The sequence below is a fragment of the Brevibacillus centrosporus genome (assembly GCF_046622605.1).
Taxonomy (GTDB): Bacteria; Bacillota; Bacilli; order Brevibacillales; family Brevibacillaceae; genus Brevibacillus; species Brevibacillus centrosporus.
In genome coordinates this window covers 3,460,029-3,484,274 of record NZ_CP176856.1, presented here as the reverse complement: position 1 = coordinate 3,484,274, position 24,246 = coordinate 3,460,029, and the positions used below count along the sequence as shown (strand labels likewise).

The following is a 24,246-nucleotide window of genomic DNA, read 5'->3' as shown; positions in this document are numbered from 1 at the left end:
CTTTTGTCTCTTTTGACACTTCCTTTAAGCTTATATTATACTGTATAGGTGTAATATGGGCTGGTGTGACCAATTGGAGGAAAAATGATGGCAGAGAAGGTAGGCTCGCGAGAAAAAGTAGCGATTGTAACATTGGGCTGTGAGAAGAATCTCGTGGATTCGGACATGATGGCCCATCTGATAGATGAAAAAGGCTATGAACTGGTTGATAATCCTGAGGAAGCAACCGTAGTCATTGTCAATACCTGTGGTTTCATTGATGCAGCCAAGGAAGAATCGGTGAACAAGATTCTCGAAATGGGTGAATTGAAGGAATCAGGCAAGCTCAAATCGCTTGTAGTGGCAGGCTGTCTTACTCAGCGCTACAAAGAGGATATCTTGAACGAGATTCCTGAAGTAGACGGCATTGTCGGCACAGGCGATTTTATGTCGATTACAGGGATCATCGAAGAGTCATTAGCCGGGAAGCGCCCGATTTTTGTGGGCAATCCCATTTTCACCTATGAAGATGTAGTGAAGAGGAAAGTGAAGGAAGGCACCTATTCTGCATACATTAAGATTGCAGAGGGCTGCGACAATGCTTGTACTTTTTGCAGTATTCCTTTGATGCGCGGAGGATTTCGCAGTCGGACCATCGAATCCATTCTAGATGAGGCTCGTCATCTAGCTGCACAAGGGATCGTCGAGATTAGCTTGATTGCGCAGGATTCCACCAACTACGGTACAGACATCTACGATGGAAAACTCATGCTTCCAGAACTGTTGAACCGCTTGTCTGAGGTGGACGGAATCCAGTGGATCCGTCTTCATTATGCGTATCCTGGATTTTTTACGGATGAGTTGATTCACGCATTCGCAACAAATCCAAAAGTGTGCAAATATGTGGATATGCCTCTGCAGCACTCGGAGGATCACATTCTGAAAAGGATGCGCCGTCCTGGCCGCCAGACTGATATTCGAAAACTGGTCGCGAAAATTCGTGAGCAAGTACCGGATGTTGCTCTGCGCACATCGTTGATCGTTGGTTTTCCAGGTGAAACGGAAGAAGACTTTGCCCGTCTGAGCGAGTTTGTCAAAGATATTCGTTTTGATCGACTGGGTGTATTTACTTATTCGAACGAAGACGATACACCTGCGTCCAGATTGCCTGACCATGTGGACGAGGACGTCAAAGAAAAGCGCGCCAACCAGCTGATGGAAATCCAGCGGGAAGTGGCGGGCGATAGGAACAGTCGCTTTGTTGGGCAGGTTCTGGATGTCTTGATCGAACGGTATGAAGGTCGTAATGACATTTACGTGGGGCGTACGCAATACGATGCTCCGGAAATTGACGGTGAAGTGTTCGTCTCCGGCTTTAAGGGGGAACTGGGCTCAATCGCAAAGGTCAAGATCACGCACTCCTTTGAATACGATTTAGCTGGGGAGGTAGTCTAGGTGAATCTCGCCAACCGCATCACCCTCGCCAGGATTTTCCTGGTGCCAGTACTTATGTTTTTTTTGCTGGTGCGTTACAACATCGGGACTTTTACGATTGGCAGCCTGACGATGACGTATAACGAGCTGATTGCGGCTTTGGTGTTTATCCTAGCAGCCAGTACGGACGGACTCGACGGATACATTGCCCGTAAACGGAAAATCGTAACGAACTTTGGCAAGTTCTTGGACCCACTCGCCGATAAGCTGCTCATCTCGGCTGCATTGATTTCGTTGGTAGAAATGCAACGGCTAGAAGCGTGGATTGCCATTGTCATCATCAGCAGAGAGTTTGCGGTGACAGGTCTGCGATTGATCGCAGCAGCTGAAGGGCAGGTTATCGCTGCCAGTGCGCTGGGTAAAATAAAGACATGGGTACAGATTGTTGCGATTACAGCGGTAATGATTCGCAATTTCCCATTCGAATTCCTCGGCATTCCGTTCGATGAAGTAGCTACATGGGCAATGGTGATCATCACGATTTACTCCGGGTACGACTACTTTGCGAAGAATCGCAACGTTATCCAATACTCGTAATGCGGGTATTGGTCTCTTTTTTCACAAGGCTCTTCTCCAATACGGTTGTCGATGATAGACTGTTAGTTCAGAGGCTTTTCTATTCTGGGTAAGAATGGGTGAGGAAGATGAGAGCGGAGATTATCGCGGTAGGGACGGAGCTGCTTCTAGGGCAAATCGCCAACACAAACGCACAGTTTCTTTCTCAAAAGCTGGCGCAGATTGGTGTCGGGGTCTATTTTCATACGGTAGTGGGAGATAATTCGGAGCGGCTGCTGCAAGTTATTCGCCTGGCAGCAGAACGCTCCGATCTGGTTATCTTCTCTGGAGGGCTTGGACCGACGCAGGACGATCTGACCAAAGAGACAGTAGCTGCATACGTTGGTGTAGATTTGGTTACGGATGCAAACGCCATGAAGTACATCGAGGATTTCTTTACACAACGTGGCATTGTCATGACGGAGAACAACCGAAAGCAGGCTCTCGTTTTGGCTGGGAGCCATGTCCTTCCCAACGATTTCGGAATGGCGCCGGGTATGGCGATCCGTCATGACAGTACTACGTTCGTATTGCTTCCTGGTCCGCCAAGCGAATTGTATCCGATGGTTGATCGCTATGTAATGCCCTATCTGATCGATTTGCTGCCTGAAAAACAGGTGTTTCACTCGCGCGTATTCCGTTTTTACGGGATTGGGGAATCAGCTTTGGAAGAACGCCTGCTGGACTTGATTGAAAAGCAGGACAACCCGACCATCGCTCCGTATGCCAAGGAGTTTGAAGTGACTCTGCGCGTTACAGCGAGAGCGGCGACTGCTGAAGCAGGGGAAGCGCTCATATTGCCTGTTGAAAAAGAGATCAGGGATCGTGTGGGACAGTACATTTACGGCACGGGGGAGGATTCCTCCCTGCATGAGGTGCTGATAAATGAACTTAGGAAAAGAGGGGAGAGCATTGCTTGTGCGGAAAGCTGCACAGGTGGTACCGTTGCTTCTTTGATTACCTCTGTTCCGGGGAGTTCCTCTGTCTTTCGCGGTGGGATTGTCTGCTACACCAACGAAGTGAAGAATCAAGTGCTTGGAGTATCAGAAGAAGTGCTGGCAACAGAGGGAGCCGTCAGCGAACAAACGGCGAAGCTGCTGGCAGAAAATGTACGTGAAAAGCTGGGAACCACTTATGGGGTCTCGGTAACGGGCGTAGCTGGCCCGGATTCCTCGGAAGGAAAGCCTGTCGGGCTGGTCTACGTAGGAATTGCGGCGGAAGGCTTGCCTACGGTGGTGAAAGAGCTGCGACTGGCGGGAAGAAGGCAGGCTATCGTTGGCCGTGCTGCCAAATTCGCGCTGTTCTACGCGCTTCAAATGCAAAAAGAAAGGTGACGTATTCATGACGATTTTTTCAGATTTTCCTTTACATAAATCCATTCTTCAAGCCATCCACGATATGGGCTTTGAAGAGCCATCGCCGATCCAGGCGGCTTGCATTCCGAAAGTGCTCGAGGGAGGCGACCTGATTGGTCAAGCTCAAACGGGTACAGGTAAAACGGCAGCATTCGGGATTCCTTTGATTGAGAAAGTGACTCCGGCGAACCGTGTTCAGGCGATTATCCTGACACCTACCCGCGAGCTGGCGATTCAAGTAGCAGGTGAGCTTCTGCGCATTTCCAAGTACAATAAAGTGCGCACACTCCCAATCTACGGTGGTCAATCCATCGGTCATCAAATTCGCGCACTGCGCCAAGGCGTTCAAGTAGTTGTAGGTACGCCAGGACGCGTCATGGACCATCTGCGCCGCAAAACGCTGAAGCTGGATCATGTACACACCCTCGTTCTGGATGAAGCAGACGAGATGCTGGACATGGGCTTTATCGAGGATATCGAAACCATCATCACCCAGATGCCAGAAGAGCGTCAGACACTGTTGTTCTCCGCTACGATGCCATCTGAAATCAAGCGTTTGGCGACCCGTTATATGAAACAGCCGCAAACAATCGCAGTGAGCCGTGAAGAAGTGACAGCTCCTCTGATTGAGCAAGTGTATTACAAAGTGTTTGACCGCAATAAAGTAGAGAGCCTCTGTCGTATTCTGGACAGTGAAGATGTCGAGCTCGGAATTATCTTCTGCCGTACCAAGCGTGGGGTAGATGAGTTGACAGAAGTGCTGCAATCCCGTGGTTACCTGGCTGACGGTCTGCATGGCGACTTGTCCCAAGCGCAGCGTGACAAAGTCATGAATGCATTCCGCGAAGGCTCTATCGAGTTCCTGATTGCTACAGACGTAGCCGCGCGCGGTATTGACGTTGGCAACGTATCTCACGTAATCAACTACGATATTCCACAGGATTCCGAGAGCTACGTTCACCGCATTGGCCGTACAGGTCGTGCAGGTCGTAAAGGAATCGCGATGACACTGGTTACTCCGCGTGAAGTCAGACAAATGATGTTCATCCAAAAGCAGACGAAAGCGCAAGTGCTTTCCCGCAACGTTCCTTCCCTCGAAGAAGTGGCGGAGCGCAAGCAAGAGCAGCTGCGTGAGCAATTGACCAGTCTCTTGGAGAGCGACGCGATTGCTGATATGTATCAAAAAGTAGCGGATTCTCTGGTGGGTCAATACCCAGCCGAGAAAGTAGCTGCTGCAGCCCTGCACCTTGCATTCCACAGCGAAGCGGGACAAACGCAGGAAGCAGAAGCATACAACTTTGGTGAAACCGGTGCTGCCAAAGGTATGGTACGCTTCTTCCTGAATGTGGGACGCAATGCGAACATGAAACCGCAAGATCTCGTACGCGAGATTTCCGAATCCGTAGGAATCCCTGGAAAAGCGGTTGGCCGTATCGACATCTTTGAGAACTTCACGTTTGTAGAAGTGCCAGAAGAAGTAGCGGCGTTCGTGTATGAGTCCCTGCGCCAGACTCGCATCAACGGAAAACGGATCAACCTGGAGCCAGCGAAGCCACGTGGAGCCAAGCGTTCCTAGTAGCTCGCAGCTATTTGGTAAAAGACAGTCATTTTGCCTCGTCGAAGGGCAAATGGCTGTCTTTTTATGATGCGAATATTTGTTCGTAAAAAACACTTGGCAAACCATTCTGTCTCGAGGTATGATGGAAACAAGCAAAACAGAAGCGAAATGTGAAAGGGTGTGTACCATTTGTCAGATCGTCGCGCAGCTTTGGAAAGTGCTTTGCGTCAAATAGAGAAACAGTTCGGAAAAGGGTCCATTATGAAGTTGGGAGAGGTATCCAACGTTCAAATTTCCACTACCTCCAGTGGTGCGCTTGCGCTTGATATCGCACTTGGGGTTGGCGGCTTCCCACGTGGCCGTATTGTTGAAATCTACGGTCCAGAGTCTTCCGGTAAAACAACCGTAGCACTCCACGCTATTGCGGAAGTACAAAAGCAGGGTGGACAAGCTGCGTTTATCGATGCGGAGCACGCATTGGATCCTGTATACGCTGCTAAGCTGGGAGTCAATATCGATGAGCTCCTGCTGTCTCAGCCTGACACAGGTGAGCAAGCACTGGAAATCGCAGAAGCATTGGTGCGCTCTGGCGCTGTAGATATTATCGTAGTAGACTCAGTAGCTGCATTGGTACCGAAAGCAGAGATCGAGGGCGAGATGGGAGATTCCCACGTTGGTTTGCAGGCTCGTCTGATGTCTCAGGCTCTGCGCAAACTGTCCGGTGCGATCAACAAGTCCAAAACGATTGCCATCTTCATTAACCAGCTGCGTGAAAAAGTGGGCGTCATGTTCGGTAACCCGGAGACAACTCCAGGTGGACGTGCCCTCAAGTTCTACGCGAGCGTGCGTCTGGATGTGCGTAAAGCTGAGTCCATCAAGGTAGGCAACGATATCCTTGGTAGCAAAACGAAGATCAAGGTCGTAAAAAATAAAGTAGCTCCTCCGTTCAAGGTAGCGGAAGTAGACATCATGTACGGTGAAGGTATCTCCAGAGAGGGCAGCATCCTCGACATTGGCTCGGAAATCGATGTGGTACAGAAGAGCGGGGCTTGGTACTCCTTTAACGAAGAGCGTCTCGGCCAAGGCCGTGAAAATTCAAAGATCTACTTGAAAGAAAATCCACATGTTGCTGCTCAAATCGAAACAAAAGTGCGTGAGTATTTCAGTCTCAATCCAGGTTCCATTCCGGAAGCGGAAGCAGTCATCGATCCTGAGCAAGAGGAAGAACCAGCTTTTGATTTAGAGTAAGCAAGTGATTCAGAAACAGCCTGTCCATGCGACAGGCTGTTTTGTTCACGTAACAGAAAGAGTAGCTAGAGCAGCACTTGGGAGAAGTGGAGAAGGGAGGGACAGCGATGAAAAGTGGCACGATTACTGCCGTTCATCGGGACAACAAGCAGAAGCAGCGCTACCATATAGATTTAAATGAGGAGTATGCATTCTCTGTACATGAGGATATATTGGTAAAGTACAATCTTTTTAAAGGGACAGAGGTCGACGAGGCCTTTTTTCATGAAGTGCTGGTAGCGGAGGAAAAGCATCGTGCCTATCTGGGAGCTTTGCGTTACCTAGGATTTCGTCCACGGACAAAAAGTCAGCTGAACTCCTATTTGGTTGAAAAGGGCTTTCTACCTTCTATAGCAGAGGAAGTTTGCGAGCGGTGCCAGGAGCAAGGGTACATAGACGACGAGGCATTTGCCCGCCAGTGGGTGGACGAGAGGCTGCGCTTAAAGCCGAGAAGTCCCTATATGCTGCGTATGGAGCTACAGCAAAGGGGAGTAGAGCGAGGGATCGTGGAGGATGCCGTACGAGCCGTTTCTCGTGAAGATGAGCTCATTGCGGCGAGAGCATTGATAGAAAAGAAAGCAAAGAGACTCGAGGGAGCACCGAATCCCGACGAAGAGCGGAAATTGCTGTCGATGCTGATGAGAAAAGGGTTTTCTCATGGCGTCATTCAACAGATTCGAGGCGAATTGCGTCAACGCACAGAGGAATAGGATGCCCCTTTTTGCATGATCTTGACAATTCTTGTTCACAAATAATAAAATAGATTTGTATTTACTTGGTGTATCATAACTTTTTGCTGGTTTTCTTACTCGTTGCCTGTGGAAACAACTGAAGACCCGTGCGACGAGTGCGGATTCAGCGGACCGAGTCGAATCGGTCTTGTTTTTTAGTCGAATGTCCGATAGTTGATCAAAACGACAGCGGCACTCCATGAAAAACGAATGCTTGGAAAGCGGGGAGATGTCTTACAATAAGGAGGTGAAATGAAAAACCTATGGATCCTATTCTAACTGTAGTCATTGTGCTCATCGCTCTGCTCATCGGTGCGGGTGCCGGCTACTTCACACGCAAATCCATTGCGGAAGCGAAGATCTCTAGCGCGGAAGAAGCTGCTAGACAAATCGTAGAAGAAGCGAAACGGGACGCCGAAGCCGTAAAGAAAGAAAAGGTACTCGAAGCGAAAGACGAAGTTTTCAAGCTTCGATCGGAAGCGGAAACCGAACTGCGCGAGCGGCGCAACGAGATACAACGTCAGGAACGTCGAATCCTGCAAAAAGAAGAATCGTTGGACCGCAAGATGGAGCAGCTGGAACGCAAAGAAGAAGAACTCTCTGAGCGTGACCGCGCCATCGCAGAACTGCAAAGCAAGGTAGAGCACTTATATAAAGAACAAGTTTCTGAGTTGGAACGTATTTCCGGTCTGACGCAGGATGAGGCGAAAAATATCATTCTGACAGATGTTGAAAATACGGTTCGCCATGAAATGGCCGTGATGATCAAAGAGATTGAAACACAGGCCAAAGAAGAGGCGGATAAGAAAGCTCGCGAAATCATTACGACCTCCATTCAGCGTTGTGCGGCTGATCACGTTGCAGAGACGACTGTATCTGTCGTGACCCTGCCAAACGACGAGATGAAAGGCCGGATCATCGGTCGTGAAGGACGAAACATTCGTGCGCTGGAAACGTTGACGGGTATTGACCTCATCATTGACGATACTCCGGAAGCTGTGATCCTGTCTGGTTTTGATCCGATTCGTCGGGAAATCGCGAAGACGGCTCTGGACAAGCTGGTTGCTGACGGGCGCATCCACCCAGCCCGCATTGAGGAAATGGTGGAGAAAGCGCGTCGGGAAGTGGACGAGCGAATCCGTGAGTATGGTGAACAGGCAACGTTTGAAACAGGCGTACACGGTTTGCACCCAGATCTGATCAAGATCCTTGGTCGTTTGCGTTATCGTACGAGCTATGGACAAAACGTACTGAAGCACTCGATGGAAGTGGCTCACCTGGCTGGATTGATGGCAGCCGAGCTGAAAGAGGACGTTAAACTGGCGAAACGCGCAGGTCTTCTTCACGATATCGGTAAAGCGATCGACCATGAGGTGGAAGGCTCCCACGTGGAAATCGGTGTGGAATTGGCCAAGAAGTACAATGAGCATCAAGTGGTTGTGAACAGTATTGCATCGCACCATGGCGATACAGAGCCAACCTCCGTTATTGCTATGTTGGTAGGAGCTGCGGATGCATTGTCTGCTGCTCGCCCAGGCGCTCGTCGTGAGACACTGGAAACCTATATCAGACGATTAGAGAAACTGGAAGAGATCTCTGAGTCGTTCGATGGCGTAGAGAAGTCTTATGCGATTCAAGCAGGACGCGAAATCCGCGTAATGGTTCAGCCTGAAAAGATTGATGATGCAGAAGCAACACGCTTGGCACGTGATATCACGAAACGAATCGAAAATGAACTTGACTATCCGGGTCACATCAAAGTAACGGTAATCCGTGAAACACGGGCAGTTGAGTATGCAAAGTAAAGTGGCGATTATGCCACTTTACTTTTTTTCTAAGGAAAGAAAACCGACATAGAGCGTTTAGAAATTCGTGATCGTGCCATAGGACTCGGCACTTGCGAAATTTCTAATCTCGCTGCGGTTGTGTATACTAGCATTGAGGTGATTGAGTATGAAGTTATTGTTTATCGGGGATATCATGGGTTCGCCCGGCAGAGATATGGTGAAGACCTACCTGCCCCTGTTAAAAAGAAAATACCAGCCCACTTTCATTGTCGCAAATGGGGAAAACGCCGCGCATGGAAGAGGGATCACGGAAAAGATTACGAAAGAGTTGTTCGAGTTTGGCGTTCATGCCATTACGCTCGGTAATCATACATGGGATCAAAAAGAGATTTTCGATTTTATTGATGACGAACCGCGAATGATTCGACCAGCCAACTTCCCCGAAGGTGCTCCCGGGAAAGGGATAACGTATATAAAGCAATCAGAGGGAGAACTGGCCGTTATCAACTTACAGGGCCGGACGTTCCTGCCGCCACTGGATTGTCCTTTTAAAATGGCTGACAAACTGGTGGAGCAAGCGAGAAAACGTACCAAATACATTTTTGTGGACTTTCATGCAGAAGTCACCTCCGAAAAGCAAGCGATGGCTTGGTACCTGGATGGGAGAGTCAGTGCAGTCGTAGGTACGCACACGCACGTTCAAACCGCTGACGAGCGTGTTTTGCCACAGGGAACAGGTTTTCTGTGTGATGTCGGAATGTGTGGACCCAGCAACGGTATTCTCGGGATGGAAAGAGAAGCAGTCATTAAGAAGTTCCTGACGCAGCTGCCTGTTCGCTTTGAAGTAGCTCCAGATCCAGCGCAATTAAACGCTGTGATCATCACACTTGATAAAGCTACAGGTAACGCGAAAAAATTGGAGCGAATCCGAATTGACGCCGACCATCCGTTTATGGAATAATATGAACAAGATTAGAATTTTTTGAATCTTTCATGACAGTTAGCAGGAATTTTTAGGGGTTATGCGAATATCATTCTAATGATGACAGGATTCCTATCAGACGGGAGGTTCAAAAGGATGGAAGTATTAAAAGTTTCAGCAAAGTCTAACCCCAATTCCGTTGCTGGTGCCCTTGCCGGCGTTCTTCGTGAACGCGGGGCGGCTGAAATTCAAGCCATTGGTGCTGGGGCGCTTAATCAAGCAGTGAAGGCAGTAGCTATCGCACGAGGGTTCGTAGCGCCGAGTGGAGTTGACCTCATTTGTATTCCAGCCTTTACCGACATCGTGATTGATGGAGAAGAACGTACTGCAATCAAACTTATCGTAGAACCCAGATAACAAAACTGAACACCGTTTGGCCCGCCTGTTTGTTCGACGAATGAACAGGTTTTTTCGTTTGTTTACATAGCAATACAGGCTTGCAGACACGATGCTAAGGAGAGAGCGAGATGAAAATTTTTGATGCGCACTGCGATGTATTGGGGAAACTATGGCAGAATCCACAGATTGATTATTATCAGGGAGACAAGCAGTTGCATGTAGGTTTTCCCGATCTCGAGAAAGGGAATGTAGATATACAGGTGCTTGCCTGTTTTGTTCCGACGCATGTGCCTTTTGGAAGGCGCTTTCATACCGTACTAGAAATGATTGATGTTTTTTATGAGCGGGTTGCAAGTGAGCAGTTTCGCATGATTACCACCAAGGCGGATTTGCAGGATTGCGTATTAAAGGGACGTAAAGGGGCTATTCTGTTTGTAGAAGGAGCACATGCGCTGGAAGAGAGTCTCGTTCAGCTGCGGACGTGGTATCGTCTGGGTGTTCGCGGAATGACTTTGACGTGGAATCACGGCAATGCTGTGGCGGATGGCAGCGGCGAGCCAAATCCAGGAGGCGTAACTGCCTTCGGGAGACAAGTCGTGGCAGAGATGAATCGCTTAGGAATGATCATCGATGTATCCCACCTCTCGGATCCCGGATTCTGGGATATCATGGAGCTATCCCAGGCACCCGTTATCGCGTCACATTCCAATTCACGAAAGCTCTGCAACCATCCTCGCAATCTGACGGATGAGCAGATCAAAGCCTTGATTGCCAAGGATGGCGTCATGGGTCTCACATTCGTTGACTTCTTTACAGTAGAGGAAAAACGAAAGGTATGGATTGACGACATCTTGAGACACCTCGATCACGTTTGTGCACTCGGTGGAGAAGATCATGTGGCGTTTGGCTCTGATTTTGACGGCATTTCGCAGACATACGGGGACCTGACATGCGCGGGTGATTATCCACTTTTACTAGAAGCTTTGCTAAAACGTTATAAAGAAGATGAAGTAATGAAATTTGTGCAAGGAAACTGGTTGCGTGTTTTCGGAAACGTGCTACAATGATAAATGAAGATATATTAATGAACCAAGTTCAACATTAAAATTCAGGTCAAAAGTAAGTTGAGTAAAAGCACTTGCAATTTTACATGGACAGGACTACAATTACTACTGTCTATGCACAAAATTGTCACATCTTATGTAAGATGGGCAGCTTTTCTCACAGTCACTGAAAGGGTGGAATCTGAATGATTAGTCAACTTTCTTGGAAAGTTGGAGGACAGCAAGGGGAGGGCATCGAGAGTACTGGTGAGATCTTCTCGATGGCGATGAACCGGATGGGTTACCATCTGTACAGCTATCGTCACTTCTCTTCCCGTATTAAGGGTGGACACACGAACAACAAAATCCGCGTGAGCACTACACCTATGCGCGCGATTTCCGACGATCTGGACATCCTCGTAGCTTTCGACCAGGAGACGATCGATTTCAATGCGCACGAGCTGCGCGAAGGCGGCATTATCATCGCAGATGCCAAATTCAATCCAAAATTGCCAGACGGTTTGAAGGAAGTTCGCTTCTTGACCGTACCACTTACTGAAATTGCAGATGAACTGGGAACTTCCCTGATGAAAAACATGGTGTCGATCGGTGCTTCCAGCGCAATCCTGGGTATCCCAGTAGAAAGCTACCGCGTCATCGTTGAAGATATGTTCCTCCGCAAAGGCGAAAAAGTGGTTGAGAAGAACATGGACGCTATTCGCCGCGGTTTCGAGTATGTAAGCGAATTAACAGGTGGTCAACTGCCTGAGTTCCAACTCGATAAAGCAGACCCACAAAAACAATTGTTCCTGATCGGTAACGATGCGATCGCTCTCGGTGCAGTAGCTGCAGGATGCCGTTTCATGCCTGCTTACCCAATTACTCCTGCTTCCGAAGTAATGGAATACCTCATTAAAAAGCTGCCTAAATTGGGTGGTACGGTTATCCAAACAGAAGACGAAATCGCTGCGATCACCATGGCAATCGGTGCTAACTTCGCTGGTGCACGTTCCTTGACCGCATCTGCAGGTCCTGGTCTGTCCCTGATGATGGAAGCAATCGGTCTGGCTGGTATTACCGAGACTCCAGTAGTTATCGTAGATACGCAACGTGGTGGTCCATCTACTGGTATGCCAACCAAAATCGAGCAATCCGACGTAAACGCAATGATCTATGGTACTCATGGTGACATTCCGAAAGTCGTAATCGCTCCTAGCACAGTGGAAGAATGCTTCTATGATACAGTTGAAGCTTTCAACCTGGCTGAAGAATATCAACTCCCAGTTATCGTGGTAACTGACTTGACTCTGTCCTTGGGTAAACAAACCGTTGTACCTTTCGACTACAACCAAGTGGAAATCCGCCGCGGTAAACTGCTTGCTGGACAAGAATTGCCTGAGAAAGAGCAAAACGACCTGTTCAAACGTTATGAAGTAACCGAAGACGGCGTTTCTCCTCGTGTTATTCCTGGGCAAAAATACGGTTTGCACCACGTTACCGGTGTAGAGCATGACCAAACTGGTCGTCCTTCCGAGAACGCAGCTAACCGTAAAGCTCAAATGGAAAAACGTATGCGCAAGCTGGACGGCGTGCTGAAAAACTTCAAAAATGCTGTAACCGCTGACGCACCTCATGCAGATGCTGATGTTCTGGTTGTTGGTATCAACTCCACAATTGGTACCATCCAAGAAGCAAAAGTTCGTCTGGAGCAAGAGGGTGTGAAGGTTAACCATGCCCAAATTCGCCTGTTGCACCCATTCCCGGCTGAGGAAATGGCAGCACTTGTAGCAAAAGCGAAAAAGGTTGTTGTCGTAGAACACAACATCCAAGGACAAGTTACAAACCTTCTCAAACAGCACGTAGGCAACGCAGAGAAGATCGAATCCGTGCTGAAATATGACGGAAATCCGTTCTTGCCAAAAGAAATTTATGCTGAAGTGAAGGAGCTGGTAAAACATGGCGACTATGAAAGAGTTTCGAAATAACGTTAAGCCAAACTGGTGCCCAGGCTGTGGTGACTTCTCCATTCAAGCAGCGATTCAACGTGCTGCAGCGAATGTAGGCTTGGAGCCTGAAAATCTGGCACTTATCTCTGGTATCGGTTGTTCCGGTCGTATTTCCGGCTACATCAACTGCTATGGTCTCCACGGTATTCACGGACGTTCCTTGCCAATCGCACAAGGTGTGAAAATGGCGAACCGTGAGCTGACTGTACTTGCTGCAGGTGGCGACGGTGACGGTTTCGCAATCGGTATGGGTCACACTGTACATGCTATCCGTCGTAACATGAACATCACGTACATCGTAATGGATAACCAAATCTATGGTCTGACAAAAGGTCAAACCTCTCCGCGTTCCGCGACTGGTTTCGTGACCAAGTCTACACCAGGTGGTTCCATCGAGTCTTCCATTTCTCCAGTGGAACTGGCGCTGTCCGTTGGCGCAACCTTTGTTGCCCAATCGTTCTCCAGCGATCTGAAAGGCTTGACTGAGCTGATCGAAAAAGGTATCCAACACGAAGGCTTCTCCCTGATCAACGTATTCAGCCCTTGTGTAACTTACAACAAAGTGAACACTTACGATTGGTTCAAAGAGAACATCGTACCAGTTGATACAATCGAAGGCTACGATCCTCATGACCGAATCAAAGCAATGTCCACTTCTATGCAATACAAAGGCCTGATCACTGGTCTGATCTACCAAAACACCGAGCAAAAATCTTACGAGTCCCTCGTAAAAGGATTCAAAGAAGAAGGCTTGGCAAACCAAGACATTCGCTTGTCTGAAGATGACTTCGCGAAACTGGTTGCAGAATTTGCATAAGGTTTCGATGAAAAACCTCTCCTTTCCGGGAGAGGTTTTTTGTGTTCTTGTTAAGGAAGTGTTTTGCCGCGCCATTGTCGGTAAAAGAGCATCACGAGGAAAAAGACGACGAGCTGTCCAAATAGCGGGTAGAGGAAGCGGAGAAGGGAGCTGAAGCCAACAAAGCTGATGAAATAGCTGATCGCGAGGATTCCTAGAAGAATAGTCGGTCCTCGCAGACGAGTCACAAGTCGAAGCTGTTCCGCCAGACCGAAGACGTTGGCAACGAGAGTAGAGAAAATTTCCGCGTATACCAGCAAGGAAAAGAGTAGAGGAATGCCGCGCCCTACACCTTGCAGCAAGGCAATCATCGGCATTTCCGCGTGTTGTATGCCCGGCATTCTCGATGATAAAGAAGCAAAAGCGAGGATGAGCAAGAGGCCAATTCCAAGCCCCCCAATGATCCCACCTGCCACTAGCGGCTTCCCACTTGAACTTTGACGTCCAATCGGTACAAGTACTGCTTGTGTAAGTGTTACGTTTAAGGCAACATAATAAAAGGGAGAGCTTAACCAGGCAAATGGCCGAGTCGATTCTGCGATCATAATTGGGTCTGCCCATGGTTTCGTGTAAAGAAATACGAGAAAGGTGAAAGCGATCAGCGTCGGTACGAAAATACTGTTTACTCGATGAATGGCAAAAAGCCCTTTGCGGGTGACGAAGAAAATCATCAGCATACTGATCCAGATGCCGACCTGCGAAGGAAGCTGAAACGATTCCCAGAAGATCGCTCCTGTCGCGGCAAGCATGACAGATGTCGTTCCAAACAATACGGTTAATAGCAAGCTGTTAAAGACCGTTCCAAATGGATGCCCAAATAAATACGTACTCACATCCTGGTAGGAATTGGCCTGAATTCGGTAGGAAATCAACATAACACGTATACCAGCCCATATGAAAAGGGCGGTCGCGAGCAAGATTCCAACCAGGCCTTGTGTTCCATATTGAACAAAGAATTCTACGATTTCCCTGCCAGAGGCAAAACCGGCTCCCACGACGGTCCCGATGTACGTAAAAGCGATCTGCCATGCGGTTCTCCATGATCCTTGCATCTCAGACCTCCTGTCCCACCTTATTCCATCCTATGAATAGGAGTGATCCGAATATGCGCGTTACTGTCTTGGGTTATCAATCTCCTTATCCCGGACCTGGAGGGGCTACTCCTGGGTACCTCGTTGAAACCGACCAGCTGCGAATTCTGCTTGACTGCGGAAGCGGCGTGCTGGCCAATCTCGGGAGGCATTACCCGATCTATGAGCTGGATGCGTTGTTCCTCTCTCATTATCATCACGATCATGTTGCCGATTTGGGTGTGCTTCAATATGGATTGATGGTTCATCAGCTGTTTGGAGAAAGAGACCCTCAAAAGCCTTTGCCTATCTACGCACCGAATACGCCTGTCCAAAATGTACAGTCGCTGACATACCGGGCAGCCACAGCATTTCAGCCAATTGACGAGCAAGCATCTGTGACGCTGGGAGATCTTCACGTGCGATTTTTGAGAACCGATCATGGCGATGGTGACCCGTGCTACGCTATGCGTCTGGAGTGTGGAGGAAAGGTTCTTGTCTATGGGGCAGACAGTGGTCCTGGCACGCCGTGGGGAGCGTTTCTCGAAGAAGCGAATTTGTTTATAGGGGAAGGTACCTATTTGGACCACAATTTGCCACAAAAACCGAACGGACATTTATCCGTACGCCAGGCAGCGGAGGTAGCAGAAAGTCACCGCTGCGGTTCGCTCTTGCTCACCCATCTCTACCATGGGTATGATCCTGCGGAGGTCCGCCGTCAAGCGGCAGGCTATACAGCAGGGACTTGCCATGTTGCCGAGATCGGGATGCAAATTCATTTGTAGTTCAAGCTGAAACCACATAGTAAGGAGAATGCCGAGATGTTTCCAAATGTATTGGAGGTAGCGCGAGCATTAATAAAAGAGAGGGTTCGCGCAGGAGAAACGGTCATTGATGCAACGATGGGAAACGGCAATGACACGCTGTTTCTCGCCCAGCTCGTTCAAGAGAGCGGCAGAGTCATCGCTTTTGATATTCAGCCGTTGGCGATGGAAAAAACGAAAGAGCGCCTGGTTCGCGAGGGAGTGGCTGATCGCGTAGAAATGCGGCTTGTCAGTCACGAAGAGATTCAGTCTTTGCAAGAGCGAGTAGGAGCCATCATGTTCAATCTGGGATATCTGCCAGGTGGGGATAAGGAAATCACGACGCAAGCGGCAAGTACGATTCGGGCCATCGAATCTGGTCTGAAGCTGCTGCGTCCCGGTGGCATCATGACAGTCATGATCTATTGGGGACACTCCGCAGGACAGGTGGAAAAGGACGCAGTTGAATCCTTTTGTCAAACGCTGAGTCAGATGGACTATTTGGTGTTGAAATACCAGTACATAAACCAACAGAATCAGGCGCCTTTCTTGCTCGCGGTTGAGCGTAGGGGAGAATAGGAAAAGTTAGGCTCTTTTCCCGGGCAAGCGCAGATTGCGACAGAGAAATCAAGAGAACCAAGAATTCTGTCAGAATCAGCGATGCCAACGAAGGCTAGTCGCGTGAAAAATAGGCACGCCCCAAGGGTTCAAGGCACATACCTTATGTTGAGGAACGCAGCAAGGGGGATCTATGTGAAGAGAATCGGCATTATGTTGGATTGGGGCATCATGCAGAAAGGAATCAAAGGAGACAAGTCATACGAGCGTTTGCCTTATTATGTCGAAATCGGAAAAGAACTGGACATGGAACCAGTCTTCTTTCATCCGTTTCATGTGCTGGCTGGAGATGAAAAAGTACATGGGTATTTTTGGAATGGGAATCGGCTAGTCCCCCGTCTGGTTCAGATCCCACGTGTCATTCACAATCGCGTCTTAACAGGAGACGGCCGCGCACGAGCAGTGATTCAGCGGTTAAGTCGAAAGAAGACCGTTTTTAATGGCCTGGTCGTGCGGGATAAACGCAAGGTTCATCAGATGCTGTGGAAAAATCCGAGCATCCGCAAATATTTGCCCCACACCGTGCCTTACTCGGCGGAGCAGCTCCGTCTGTTTCTGGAGAAATACCGAATCGTTTATGTAAAGCCGTCCATCGGTTCAGTAGGGATCGGTGTGGCGCGCATTGAAAAGCACGGAAACGAGTATCATTTTATTGCCTCGAAGAAAAGAAGCACGATGGCGTTGCCAAAGCTATTGCGCACGGTTCGCAAATGGGTGGCAGGAAGGCGATTCCTCATTCAGCAAGGCATTCATTTGGCGAGATATGAAGGAAAGACCTTTGACATTCGGGTATCGGTCCAGAAAAATGGAGAGCGGGAATGGACGGTTAGCGGAATGGTCGCAAAGGTTGCCAATCAGAAAAACAAGCTGAGCAACCTGTCTCGTGGAGGCAGGGCCGTTCCATTAACCACCGCGATCGCAGCGACATTTACCGCAGATGAACAGCTAGAGACGATGGAGCGCATCACGGAGGCCGCTATCGAGATTGCCAAACAGTACGGCCAGCATTTTCCCTCTCTGGCGGACTTAGGCATGGATATGGGGATTGATGACAAAGGGAATCCGTTTCTGATCGAGGTAAACGTCAGAGATCAGCGTTACTCCTTTTACAAAGCGGGGGAGAAGGCCATGTTCAAGAGGACATACCGGCACCCCATGGAATACGCGCACACCTTGATCCATGAAGGGAAGAAAGGGAAGCAGCAGCTTGCTTGATAAAACAGGAACTAAAAAAGAACGGGAGCAAATGCATCCGTTCTTTTTGCTGTTATTCTGCAGGAGAGGTCGGCTGATGGTCGGCCAGTGTCGTGAAGGGCAGGTTGCGGAAATGGCGATAAGCGAGTGCCAAGATCGATTTCCGTGTAAGGATACCTTGGAAATAGTGCTCATCATCTTCAATGCAGATAAACGGGTGATTGATGGAGACCTCCAAAGCCCTTAGAAAATCATCCGTGTACTTCAACCGGGCGATCTTGGTTTCCATGACTTCATCTACCGTATGTTCGGACATTTTTTCCGTTTCAAATCGTTCTAAACCTAATGCTTTATTCATGATCATGTTTGTGCTGATTAAACCGTGCAAACGATACTGGAGATCCAATACGGGAATAGCGGAGTAGCCTGACTTGATGAGCACGAGCAAGGCATGCTCAAGAGAGTTGCCCAATTGTACGTGAGCGACTTTTGTGGAAGCAATGATGAGATCTTTAATGGGTGTATGTAACAATGGGATATCCTGGTTCATCTGGATCCACCACCTCTTCTTTCGTCTATGGCAGTAACGCTGCCAGTGGTTCTCTTCTATGATACCGTAAGCAGCTTGCCAGTGGTAGGGCTGAAAAAAGAAAAAGCCCGGCAGTTTTGCCGGGTAATGAATCGAGGTGTGGAACAATTGTCCCTATTAGTAGTATGCAAGATCACTTGCCTTTTTACATTAGGAGTTTGAAGGAAAGGGGGCTAGTTCTACGCCTTGTGAGCTTCCACACGGTAGACGGCCTTGGATTTTGGTTTCGGTCTACCTCCGCGAGTCCAGTGAGAGATCAATGTGTGCTCGTACAAGAAGATGCACAAGGGCGGTGTAATGACGAACATCGCCAGCATCAGGATCGGAGTCGACCAATCCAGACGGAAAATCACGTAGCTCTCCAGCAAGAACAGGATCAAGGGATGGACAATGTAGATGGCCATATTTTGCTTTGCTAAGCGGGATAGCCACGCTCCAAGAGTAGGCAAAGACCCAAGATAGCGGGAAAGCGAGTAAAAGGCAACCAAGAAGCTCAGTGTGTAGATCAAGTACAGAGGATCAAAGATGTTGAGACTCTCTGCATAGCTCTTGGAGCCATTTAAATACTTCGTCATGATCACTGCACCCGATACAATGGTTACGACGTAGGCAACCAAGCGTAGGCGGGTAGTCCAGGCACGCCATTCCTCCACATGCAGACCCGCATAAGCGCCGAGTGCAAACGTGAAAATGTACATGTAGAAGTAGTTTTGCCCGGCAACATAGCTGTGCTGGATCATTTCGAGAAATGCGTTGGCGGACCAGTCAATCGCCCACAAGGAATCGACAAAGAGGGCCTGATACAGCATGTAAAGACCGATTTGTCCTAGGAACAGCACGCCGAGCATTTTCAAGGATAAATAGCGTTCTATCCATGGCTTCGTCAAGAAAAACAGCAGGTTTAGCTGCAAATACAACGGAATATAGTACAGGTGGTAAAAGGAGCTGCCTGTAAACAAGCTGTGAAAGAACGGACCTGCCAATTCAACGGGATTTATCGTCTGCAGCTGAAAACCAGTAAAAATCGCTGTCCAAATGATGTAAGGAAGAACAATGACACGCCAGCGCTTTCGCCAAAAGGCTGCCCAGTCCATCTGCTTTTTTTGGTGCCAGTAAAACAGGAGCATCCCCGTTGCAAAGATAAACAAGGATCGTCCAAAGCGCAATAAAATCAAGGATATCGCTTCAATGTCACCATTCCAAGGGTAATCGGTTTGATTCTCAACGAAAAATCCCAGGATGTGAATGATCAAGACCGTACATGCCCCGAAAGCAAAAAGGGCATTCAGATCCTGAAACGTCCCCTTTCGATTGGTATTCATATGACCTCCAGTATTCTCACCGAAAGCATCTAAAATCAGTTGAATCGAGCCATTATTTTGGCAACACCCAATCTGATGCAGTCAGTTCTTTTGCTGTAAACGAAAACAAATGCAAACGCTGCGAGAGATGCTCATGGGCATCCTGATGCAGATCGTTTTGCAAAGTAAACGGAGTAGGGGTTACAGGCCACTCCGTACGAATCGTGGAAAGCAGGCGTGCCTTCACATCTTCTACGGATACAAGCTTCCCAGTCAAACCGGCGATGCTGCCTACCGTCGACCCATCGATGCGCGGAATGGGCTTGTGGTTCTCCATTTCGTCTAATCCAGCAATTTGATAAAAACGTTCCATCCATTCGCCGCGTGGTCTTTCATCTACATTAATGCAAAGCTGTAGAATCGAGCCAAACCGCGTCCGACGTTGGGCCATTCCACCAATTTTTTTTCCTTTGAGTGAGAAATCGTATTCCCCCGCACAGTAAGAGCCGGCTACTTCGCCAAATTGAAGGGTTCCAAAATCGCGCAGCCCCACTTGCAGCAGTTGGGCAACGAAAGAAAAGAACGAATCAATCGAGATCGTCGTATCCGGCAATAAACAGGCAACATTCAGTACACCTGCATCCAATGGCACACAGGCCCCTCCAGAAGAGCGCAGCACACAGCCAAAGCCTGCCTTGCCAAATTGGCGCAAAGCCTTCTCCAGGTGCGGTAATTTCGCGTCTCGACGCCCCAGATACAGCGCTTGATCATATACCCAAAGGTGAATGACACCAGATGCGTTCGGATTGCGTAAACTCGCGGCCAACGCTTCATCTCGAACTAGCGGTTCAAGTGGACTTTCCTGATAAGTCCCGGAATCCATCCAGTGAAACGGCTGATTGACAGAAATGGACATAAGAAACCCCTCATCGAACAAGAATAGCTACCATTATACAACTGAACGGAGTACATTTCTAGGTTTTGACGCCCTTTTTTTATCGTGGTAAAAGATGCATTCGATAAAGATTATGTAAAAAATCGGTAAAGAACGGACGAACTTCGGAGTGACTGGAGCTGCTGTGAAATGATTCATGGTGAAAAAATGCCCGACACCATCAAGCTGTAGTGTCGGGCGGGGCACTCATGAAATTACTTCACTTCTTTAAAGGAGAAGTTGTCGAGGTACGTCAGTTTGCTTGGTGTCTCCTTCGTTGCGGCGCGCTGCAGGTACAGACCGATCTTCGTACCTTCTTGGTTTACCTGCTGCTGTCCGAACAGGAATTGTCCGTTCATGTAAATCGACACAGAAGAACCGTCCACAACGACCTTCAATCGGTTGCTCGACTTCAGTTTGTAGGAGCCAGAAGCGATCCAATCGATGTTCTCATTGTTCACATCGTTTACTTTGCCAAGAACGACACGATCTTTTTGCACGAAGACGACGTTTGCTTTGCCGTCTTTGCCATTAAAGAACAGGCCGCCTAATCCTTGAGTACCAGAAATGTTGACGTCTGCAGTAAGTTCGTAATGGGTTACTTTGTTCGACTCTTCCCATTTAACAGGGAGGAAGAAGTGATCGAGATTTTTATCCGTCGTAATGGCTGTTAGCTGTTTGTTGATGACACCCCATGTGCCTTTTGCATTGTCGGTATCCCATTTTTTCATGCTGGTGTCAGAGAAATCATCTGTGATGCTAATGGGTGTCGGCTTTGGTTCCTCTGGCGTAGGGAAAACCACCTTGACTTCATCGTCGTCATTGCGATCGATCAGAGCACGGTAGAGCAGGGATGCCGCTTCCGCACGGGTAATTGGATCTTGCGGACGGAAGTAATTGTTGGAACCTTGCATCAGATTGGTCTGAATGGCGATTGCGATGTAGTTGCGCAGGGCTGGAGAAATATCGTCGTCATCGCGGAACTTTTTCAGCTGGTTCAGATCCGCTTTGTATTTTTTGTCGTAGCCAAGCAGGCGAACCAGGGCAACGGCGATATCTTCACGAACGGCAGCGTCATTTGGTTTGTACGTGTAAGTGGAACCGGACTTGTATCCAGTCAGATAAGGCTTGGCGTACTCTACATAGTAGAACGCCCAGTGGGATTTCGGAACATCCTTAAAGGTTTGCGAAATGGAGCGCTTGTCAATGTCAACATCCGCGGCGGCAATCATGATTTTTGCAAACTCTGCACGAGTTACCTTGTTGTTTGGACGGAATGTTCGGTCGTCGTACCCGGCGATAATCCCTTTTTCAGCCATCTCCGTAATTTCCTTGTATGCCCAGTGACTGCGCGGGACATCGGAAAAAGAGGAGTTAGCTGCACTCACAAAGGGAACGACAGTCAAGAACATCATCACCGATAAAAATAGGGCTAGTGCTCTTTTCATGTTGAACCTCCTCAAATTGGATTGTGTTTTTGCGTCTGGCTGTTATTCTGACGCGGGGTGGGTAGGGAATGTTGCAAGAGATAAAAAGTTTTTTGGGAAAAATGGGTAAAAGGTCTTTGGAGAGTGGCTGGAAAACAGGAGGAGCTACCTAGAATAATGGTCCTGCAAGGTCTTTCGGAGTAAAATGGAGAAATCGCCACTAGCAAACGTACAGACGAGCTCTTTTTGATTGGTATAGGATAAAACAAGCAGGTTTATAGGTACATCGCCGTAGGTGGATATATCGTTTCAGGAACACTGACTCGTGTGGGGAACGATTACTTGTACCTGGCACCGAACAAGGTTCCTTTTGCAAACATACTCTATATAGAAGAGGTATCGTAGCCTTAGTCTAAGCAGAAGAGGTGAAGCACGTGGCCAGTATTTCCCCCAACAATCAGCTTCCATTTCCAGGCTCCCCTTTGTATCAATTGCTGACGAAGCACATCGGAGAAAACATTACAGTCTTCACGATGAATGGAGAAATCACGGGAGAGCTGTCGGGAGTAAATACGGGGTACATCACCGTCACAAAGGATACGTTCTCCGAAGTGCACATCGTCTTCGGGACCGTCATCAGCTTCTCGTTTCACTAAAAGAGCACTTGCCCAGTGCTCTTTTTTGCTGCTCTTTACATGGCTTGCGATTGAAAAGGGCCATTGTTCCGATTTCGCCTCATTATGCATTAGCGATGTATCGCCCAAAATGCTATAATTCTGTATTGGTGACTACTGACAATTATTCTAGTTGAGGTGATACATGATGAAGGATACGAAAGAGGCGACTGGGGACTTAAAATCCACTAAGTCTCCGAAGACCACGGCAGACTTTGCAAAATTCTTTCAAGCCCCATCCTTAAAGGATGCGAAGCAGCGGGGTAAAGAAGAAATCCAGGTACACTACGACTTTACGATCGCGGAAGACATGCGGGAAATCGGGAAAGGCAAGAGCTATCATGTGCGCACCTATGGCTGCCAAATGAACGAGCACGATTCCGAGACGATCTCCGGAATTTTGGAGCAGATGGGCTACACGGCTTCCGAGGAAATCGAAAATGCCGATGTCATTCTGTTCAATACCTGTGCGATCCGGGAAAATGCGGAGGACAAGGTATTCGGTGAGCTGGGGCACATGAAGCGCCTGAAGAACAACAACCCGAACCTCATTCTCGGCGTATGCGGCTGTATGTCGCAAGAAGAGAAGGTCGTAAACAAAATCCTCAAGAGCTACCAGCAAGTCGACCTGATCTTCGGGACACACAATATTCATCGCCTGCCTGAGCTCATGCGCGATGCCATGTTCAGCAAGGAAATGGTCATCGAGGTATGGTCCAAAGAAGGCGATATCGTCGAAAACATGCCAAAAATCCGTGAAGGCAACACGAAGGCATGGGTCAACATCATGTACGGCTGTGATAAGTTCTGTACGTACTGTATCGTACCGTACACTCGCGGCAAAGAGCGCAGCCGCCGTCCCGAAGACGTCATCGCAGAAGTGCGGGATCTGGCACGACAAGGCTTTAAGGAAATCATGCTGCTGGGGCAAAATGTGAACGCGTACGGAAAGGACTTCGAAGATATCCAATACGGTTTCGGCGATCTCCTGGACGAAATCCGCAAGATTGATATCCCGCGTATCCGTTTTACCACAAGCCACCCGAGAGATTTCGACGATCATTTGATCGAGGTATTGGCAAAAGGCGGCAATCTGGTTGAGCAGATTCACTTGCCAGTGCAATCGGGCTCGAGTGAGGTTCTGAAACGGATGGCACGCAAGTACACGCGCGAACACTACCTGGAGCTCGTGCGCAAAATCAAAGCGGCTACCCCGAATGTATCCCTTTCGTCGGATATCATCGTTGGCTTCCCGGGAGAAACCGATGAGCAATTCGAAGAGACCATTTCTATGGTAGAAGAGGTCCGCTACGATTTTGCGTATACCTTCATTTACTCTCCACGGGAAGGCACTCCTGCTGCGGTCATGGAGGACAACGTACCGATGGAAGTGAAGAAAGCCCGCCTGTACCGTCTAAACGAGGTGCTGGCGAAAATCGGTCTGGAGCAAAATAAAAAGCTGCAGGACCAAGTGCTGGAGGTTCTAGTTGAGGGCGAGTCGAAAACCAACGCTGAGGTGTTGGCTGGCCGCACACGCACCAATAAGCTGGTTCACTTCAAAGGCGATCATTCTTTGATTGGTCAATATGTGCATGTAAAAATTACAGACGCGAAAACGTGGACACTCCACGGAGAAATCGTTACTACAGTCGAGGTGTAAAGAG

Annotated in this window: 22 protein-coding genes; 17 read left to right on the top strand and 5 right to left on the bottom strand. The window is 48.6% G+C overall.

Annotated elements, in window-relative coordinates; all coding sequences use genetic code 11:
* The first annotated feature begins 87 nt into the window (after nt 1-87).
* The 12 genes from rimO (at nt 88) to ACLIN2_RS17530 (ending at nt 13,933) form a co-directional block, all read left to right on the top strand.
* Entirely contained in the window at nt 88-1,434 is a 1,347-nt protein-coding gene (gene rimO, locus ACLIN2_RS17585) for a 30S ribosomal protein S12 methylthiotransferase RimO (protein ID WP_411501711.1), read from the top strand.
* Nucleotides 1,435-2,010, top strand: a complete 576-nt coding sequence (pgsA, locus tag ACLIN2_RS17580; protein ID WP_092266733.1) for a CDP-diacylglycerol--glycerol-3-phosphate 3-phosphatidyltransferase — start codon at nt 1,435-1,437, stop codon at nt 2,008-2,010.
* 107 nt (nt 2,011-2,117) lie between these two features.
* Nucleotides 2,118-3,362, top strand: a complete 1,245-nt coding sequence (locus ACLIN2_RS17575) for a competence/damage-inducible protein A (RefSeq protein ID WP_411501710.1) — start codon at nt 2,118-2,120, stop codon at nt 3,360-3,362.
* A gap of 7 nt (nt 3,363-3,369) precedes the next feature.
* On the top strand, nt 3,370-4,959 hold the full coding sequence (locus tag ACLIN2_RS17570; RefSeq protein ID WP_092266735.1) for a DEAD/DEAH box helicase: 1,590 nt from the start codon (nt 3,370-3,372) through the stop codon (nt 4,957-4,959).
* A 171-nt stretch (nt 4,960-5,130) separates the two neighbouring features.
* The gene (gene recA, locus ACLIN2_RS17565; RefSeq protein WP_092266736.1) at nt 5,131-6,189 is read left to right on the top strand and encodes a recombinase RecA; all 1,059 of its coding nucleotides are present in this window, start codon (nt 5,131-5,133) and stop codon (nt 6,187-6,189) included.
* A gap of 107 nt (nt 6,190-6,296) precedes the next feature.
* Nucleotides 6,297-6,938, top strand: coding sequence for a RecX family transcriptional regulator (locus tag ACLIN2_RS17560; RefSeq protein WP_411501709.1), 642 nt, complete (start codon nt 6,297-6,299; stop codon nt 6,936-6,938).
* Between the two features lie 284 nt (nt 6,939-7,222).
* Nucleotides 7,223-8,764, top strand: coding sequence for a ribonuclease Y (gene rny / locus ACLIN2_RS17555; RefSeq protein WP_092266738.1), 1,542 nt, complete (start codon nt 7,223-7,225; stop codon nt 8,762-8,764).
* Between the two features lie 148 nt (nt 8,765-8,912).
* On the top strand, nt 8,913-9,707 hold the full coding sequence (locus ACLIN2_RS17550) for a TIGR00282 family metallophosphoesterase (RefSeq protein WP_122959440.1): 795 nt from the start codon (nt 8,913-8,915) through the stop codon (nt 9,705-9,707).
* A gap of 117 nt (nt 9,708-9,824) precedes the next feature.
* Complete coding sequence (gene spoVS / locus ACLIN2_RS17545) at nt 9,825-10,085, top strand: stage V sporulation protein SpoVS (RefSeq protein WP_003385776.1); 261 nt, start codon at nt 9,825-9,827, stop codon at nt 10,083-10,085.
* Nucleotides 10,086-10,195: 110 nt separating this feature from the next.
* Nucleotides 10,196-11,134 (top strand): dipeptidase, encoded by a 939-nt coding sequence (locus ACLIN2_RS17540; protein ID WP_411501708.1) that lies wholly within the window; start codon nt 10,196-10,198, stop codon nt 11,132-11,134.
* Between the two features lie 182 nt (nt 11,135-11,316).
* A complete protein-coding gene (locus ACLIN2_RS17535; RefSeq protein ID WP_092266741.1) occupies nt 11,317-13,095 on the top strand; it encodes a 2-oxoacid:acceptor oxidoreductase subunit alpha in 1,779 nt (592 codons plus the stop codon).
* The gene (locus tag ACLIN2_RS17530) at nt 13,067-13,933 is read left to right on the top strand and encodes a 2-oxoacid:ferredoxin oxidoreductase subunit beta (RefSeq protein ID WP_411501707.1); all 867 of its coding nucleotides are present in this window, start codon (nt 13,067-13,069) and stop codon (nt 13,931-13,933) included. Before ACLIN2_RS17535 ends, ACLIN2_RS17530 begins: the two co-directional genes overlap by 29 nt.
* Before the next feature lie 50 nt (nt 13,934-13,983).
* On the opposite strand, the gene ACLIN2_RS17525 is transcribed toward ACLIN2_RS17530, so the two are convergent.
* Nucleotides 13,984-15,024: a YkvI family membrane protein gene (locus ACLIN2_RS17525; RefSeq protein ID WP_411501706.1), complete on the bottom strand. Its 1,041-nt coding sequence runs from the start codon at nt 15,022-15,024 to the stop codon at nt 13,984-13,986.
* Between the two features lie 53 nt (nt 15,025-15,077).
* Here ACLIN2_RS17525 and ACLIN2_RS17520 point away from each other — a divergent pair, with 53 nt between their 5' ends.
* From ACLIN2_RS17520 to ACLIN2_RS17510, 3 genes are all read left to right on the top strand, one after another.
* On the top strand, nt 15,078-15,827 hold the full coding sequence (locus tag ACLIN2_RS17520; RefSeq protein WP_411501705.1) for an MBL fold metallo-hydrolase: 750 nt from the start codon (nt 15,078-15,080) through the stop codon (nt 15,825-15,827).
* Nucleotides 15,828-15,863: 36 nt separating this feature from the next.
* A complete protein-coding gene (locus ACLIN2_RS17515) occupies nt 15,864-16,424 on the top strand; it encodes a tRNA (mnm(5)s(2)U34)-methyltransferase (RefSeq protein ID WP_327928815.1) in 561 nt (186 codons plus the stop codon).
* 174 nt (nt 16,425-16,598) lie between these two features.
* Complete coding sequence (locus tag ACLIN2_RS17510; protein WP_411501704.1) at nt 16,599-17,678, top strand: YheC/YheD family protein; 1,080 nt, start codon at nt 16,599-16,601, stop codon at nt 17,676-17,678.
* 52 nt (nt 17,679-17,730) lie between these two features.
* Here the strand turns inward: ACLIN2_RS17510 and cbpB are convergent, their stop codons facing one another.
* The 4 genes from cbpB to ACLIN2_RS17490 form a co-directional block, all read right to left on the bottom strand.
* Entirely contained in the window at nt 17,731-18,207 is a 477-nt protein-coding gene (gene cbpB, locus ACLIN2_RS17505; RefSeq protein WP_092266747.1) for a cyclic-di-AMP-binding protein CbpB, read from the bottom strand.
* Nucleotides 18,208-18,425: 218 nt separating this feature from the next.
* On the bottom strand, nt 18,426-19,568 hold the full coding sequence (locus tag ACLIN2_RS17500) for an acyltransferase (RefSeq protein WP_411501703.1): 1,143 nt from the start codon (nt 19,566-19,568) through the stop codon (nt 18,426-18,428).
* Nucleotides 19,569-19,620: 52 nt separating this feature from the next.
* On the bottom strand, nt 19,621-20,463 hold the full coding sequence (locus tag ACLIN2_RS17495; RefSeq protein ID WP_310237338.1) for a lipoate--protein ligase family protein: 843 nt from the start codon (nt 20,461-20,463) through the stop codon (nt 19,621-19,623).
* Nucleotides 20,464-20,696: 233 nt separating this feature from the next.
* A complete protein-coding gene (locus ACLIN2_RS17490) occupies nt 20,697-21,929 on the bottom strand; it encodes an S-layer homology domain-containing protein (RefSeq protein ID WP_310237335.1) in 1,233 nt (410 codons plus the stop codon).
* 413 nt (nt 21,930-22,342) lie between these two features.
* Between ACLIN2_RS17490 and ACLIN2_RS17485 the strand changes: the two genes are divergently transcribed.
* Nucleotides 22,343-22,564 carry a DUF2642 domain-containing protein gene (locus tag ACLIN2_RS17485; protein ID WP_092266751.1) on the top strand — a complete coding sequence of 74 codons (222 nt, stop codon included), beginning with the start codon at nt 22,343-22,345 and terminating at the stop codon, nt 22,562-22,564.
* 166 nt (nt 22,565-22,730) lie between these two features.
* Nucleotides 22,731-24,242 (top strand): tRNA (N6-isopentenyl adenosine(37)-C2)-methylthiotransferase MiaB, encoded by a 1,512-nt coding sequence (gene miaB / locus ACLIN2_RS17480; RefSeq protein ID WP_411501702.1) that lies wholly within the window; start codon nt 22,731-22,733, stop codon nt 24,240-24,242.
* Nucleotides 24,243-24,246: the final 4 nt, after the last annotated feature.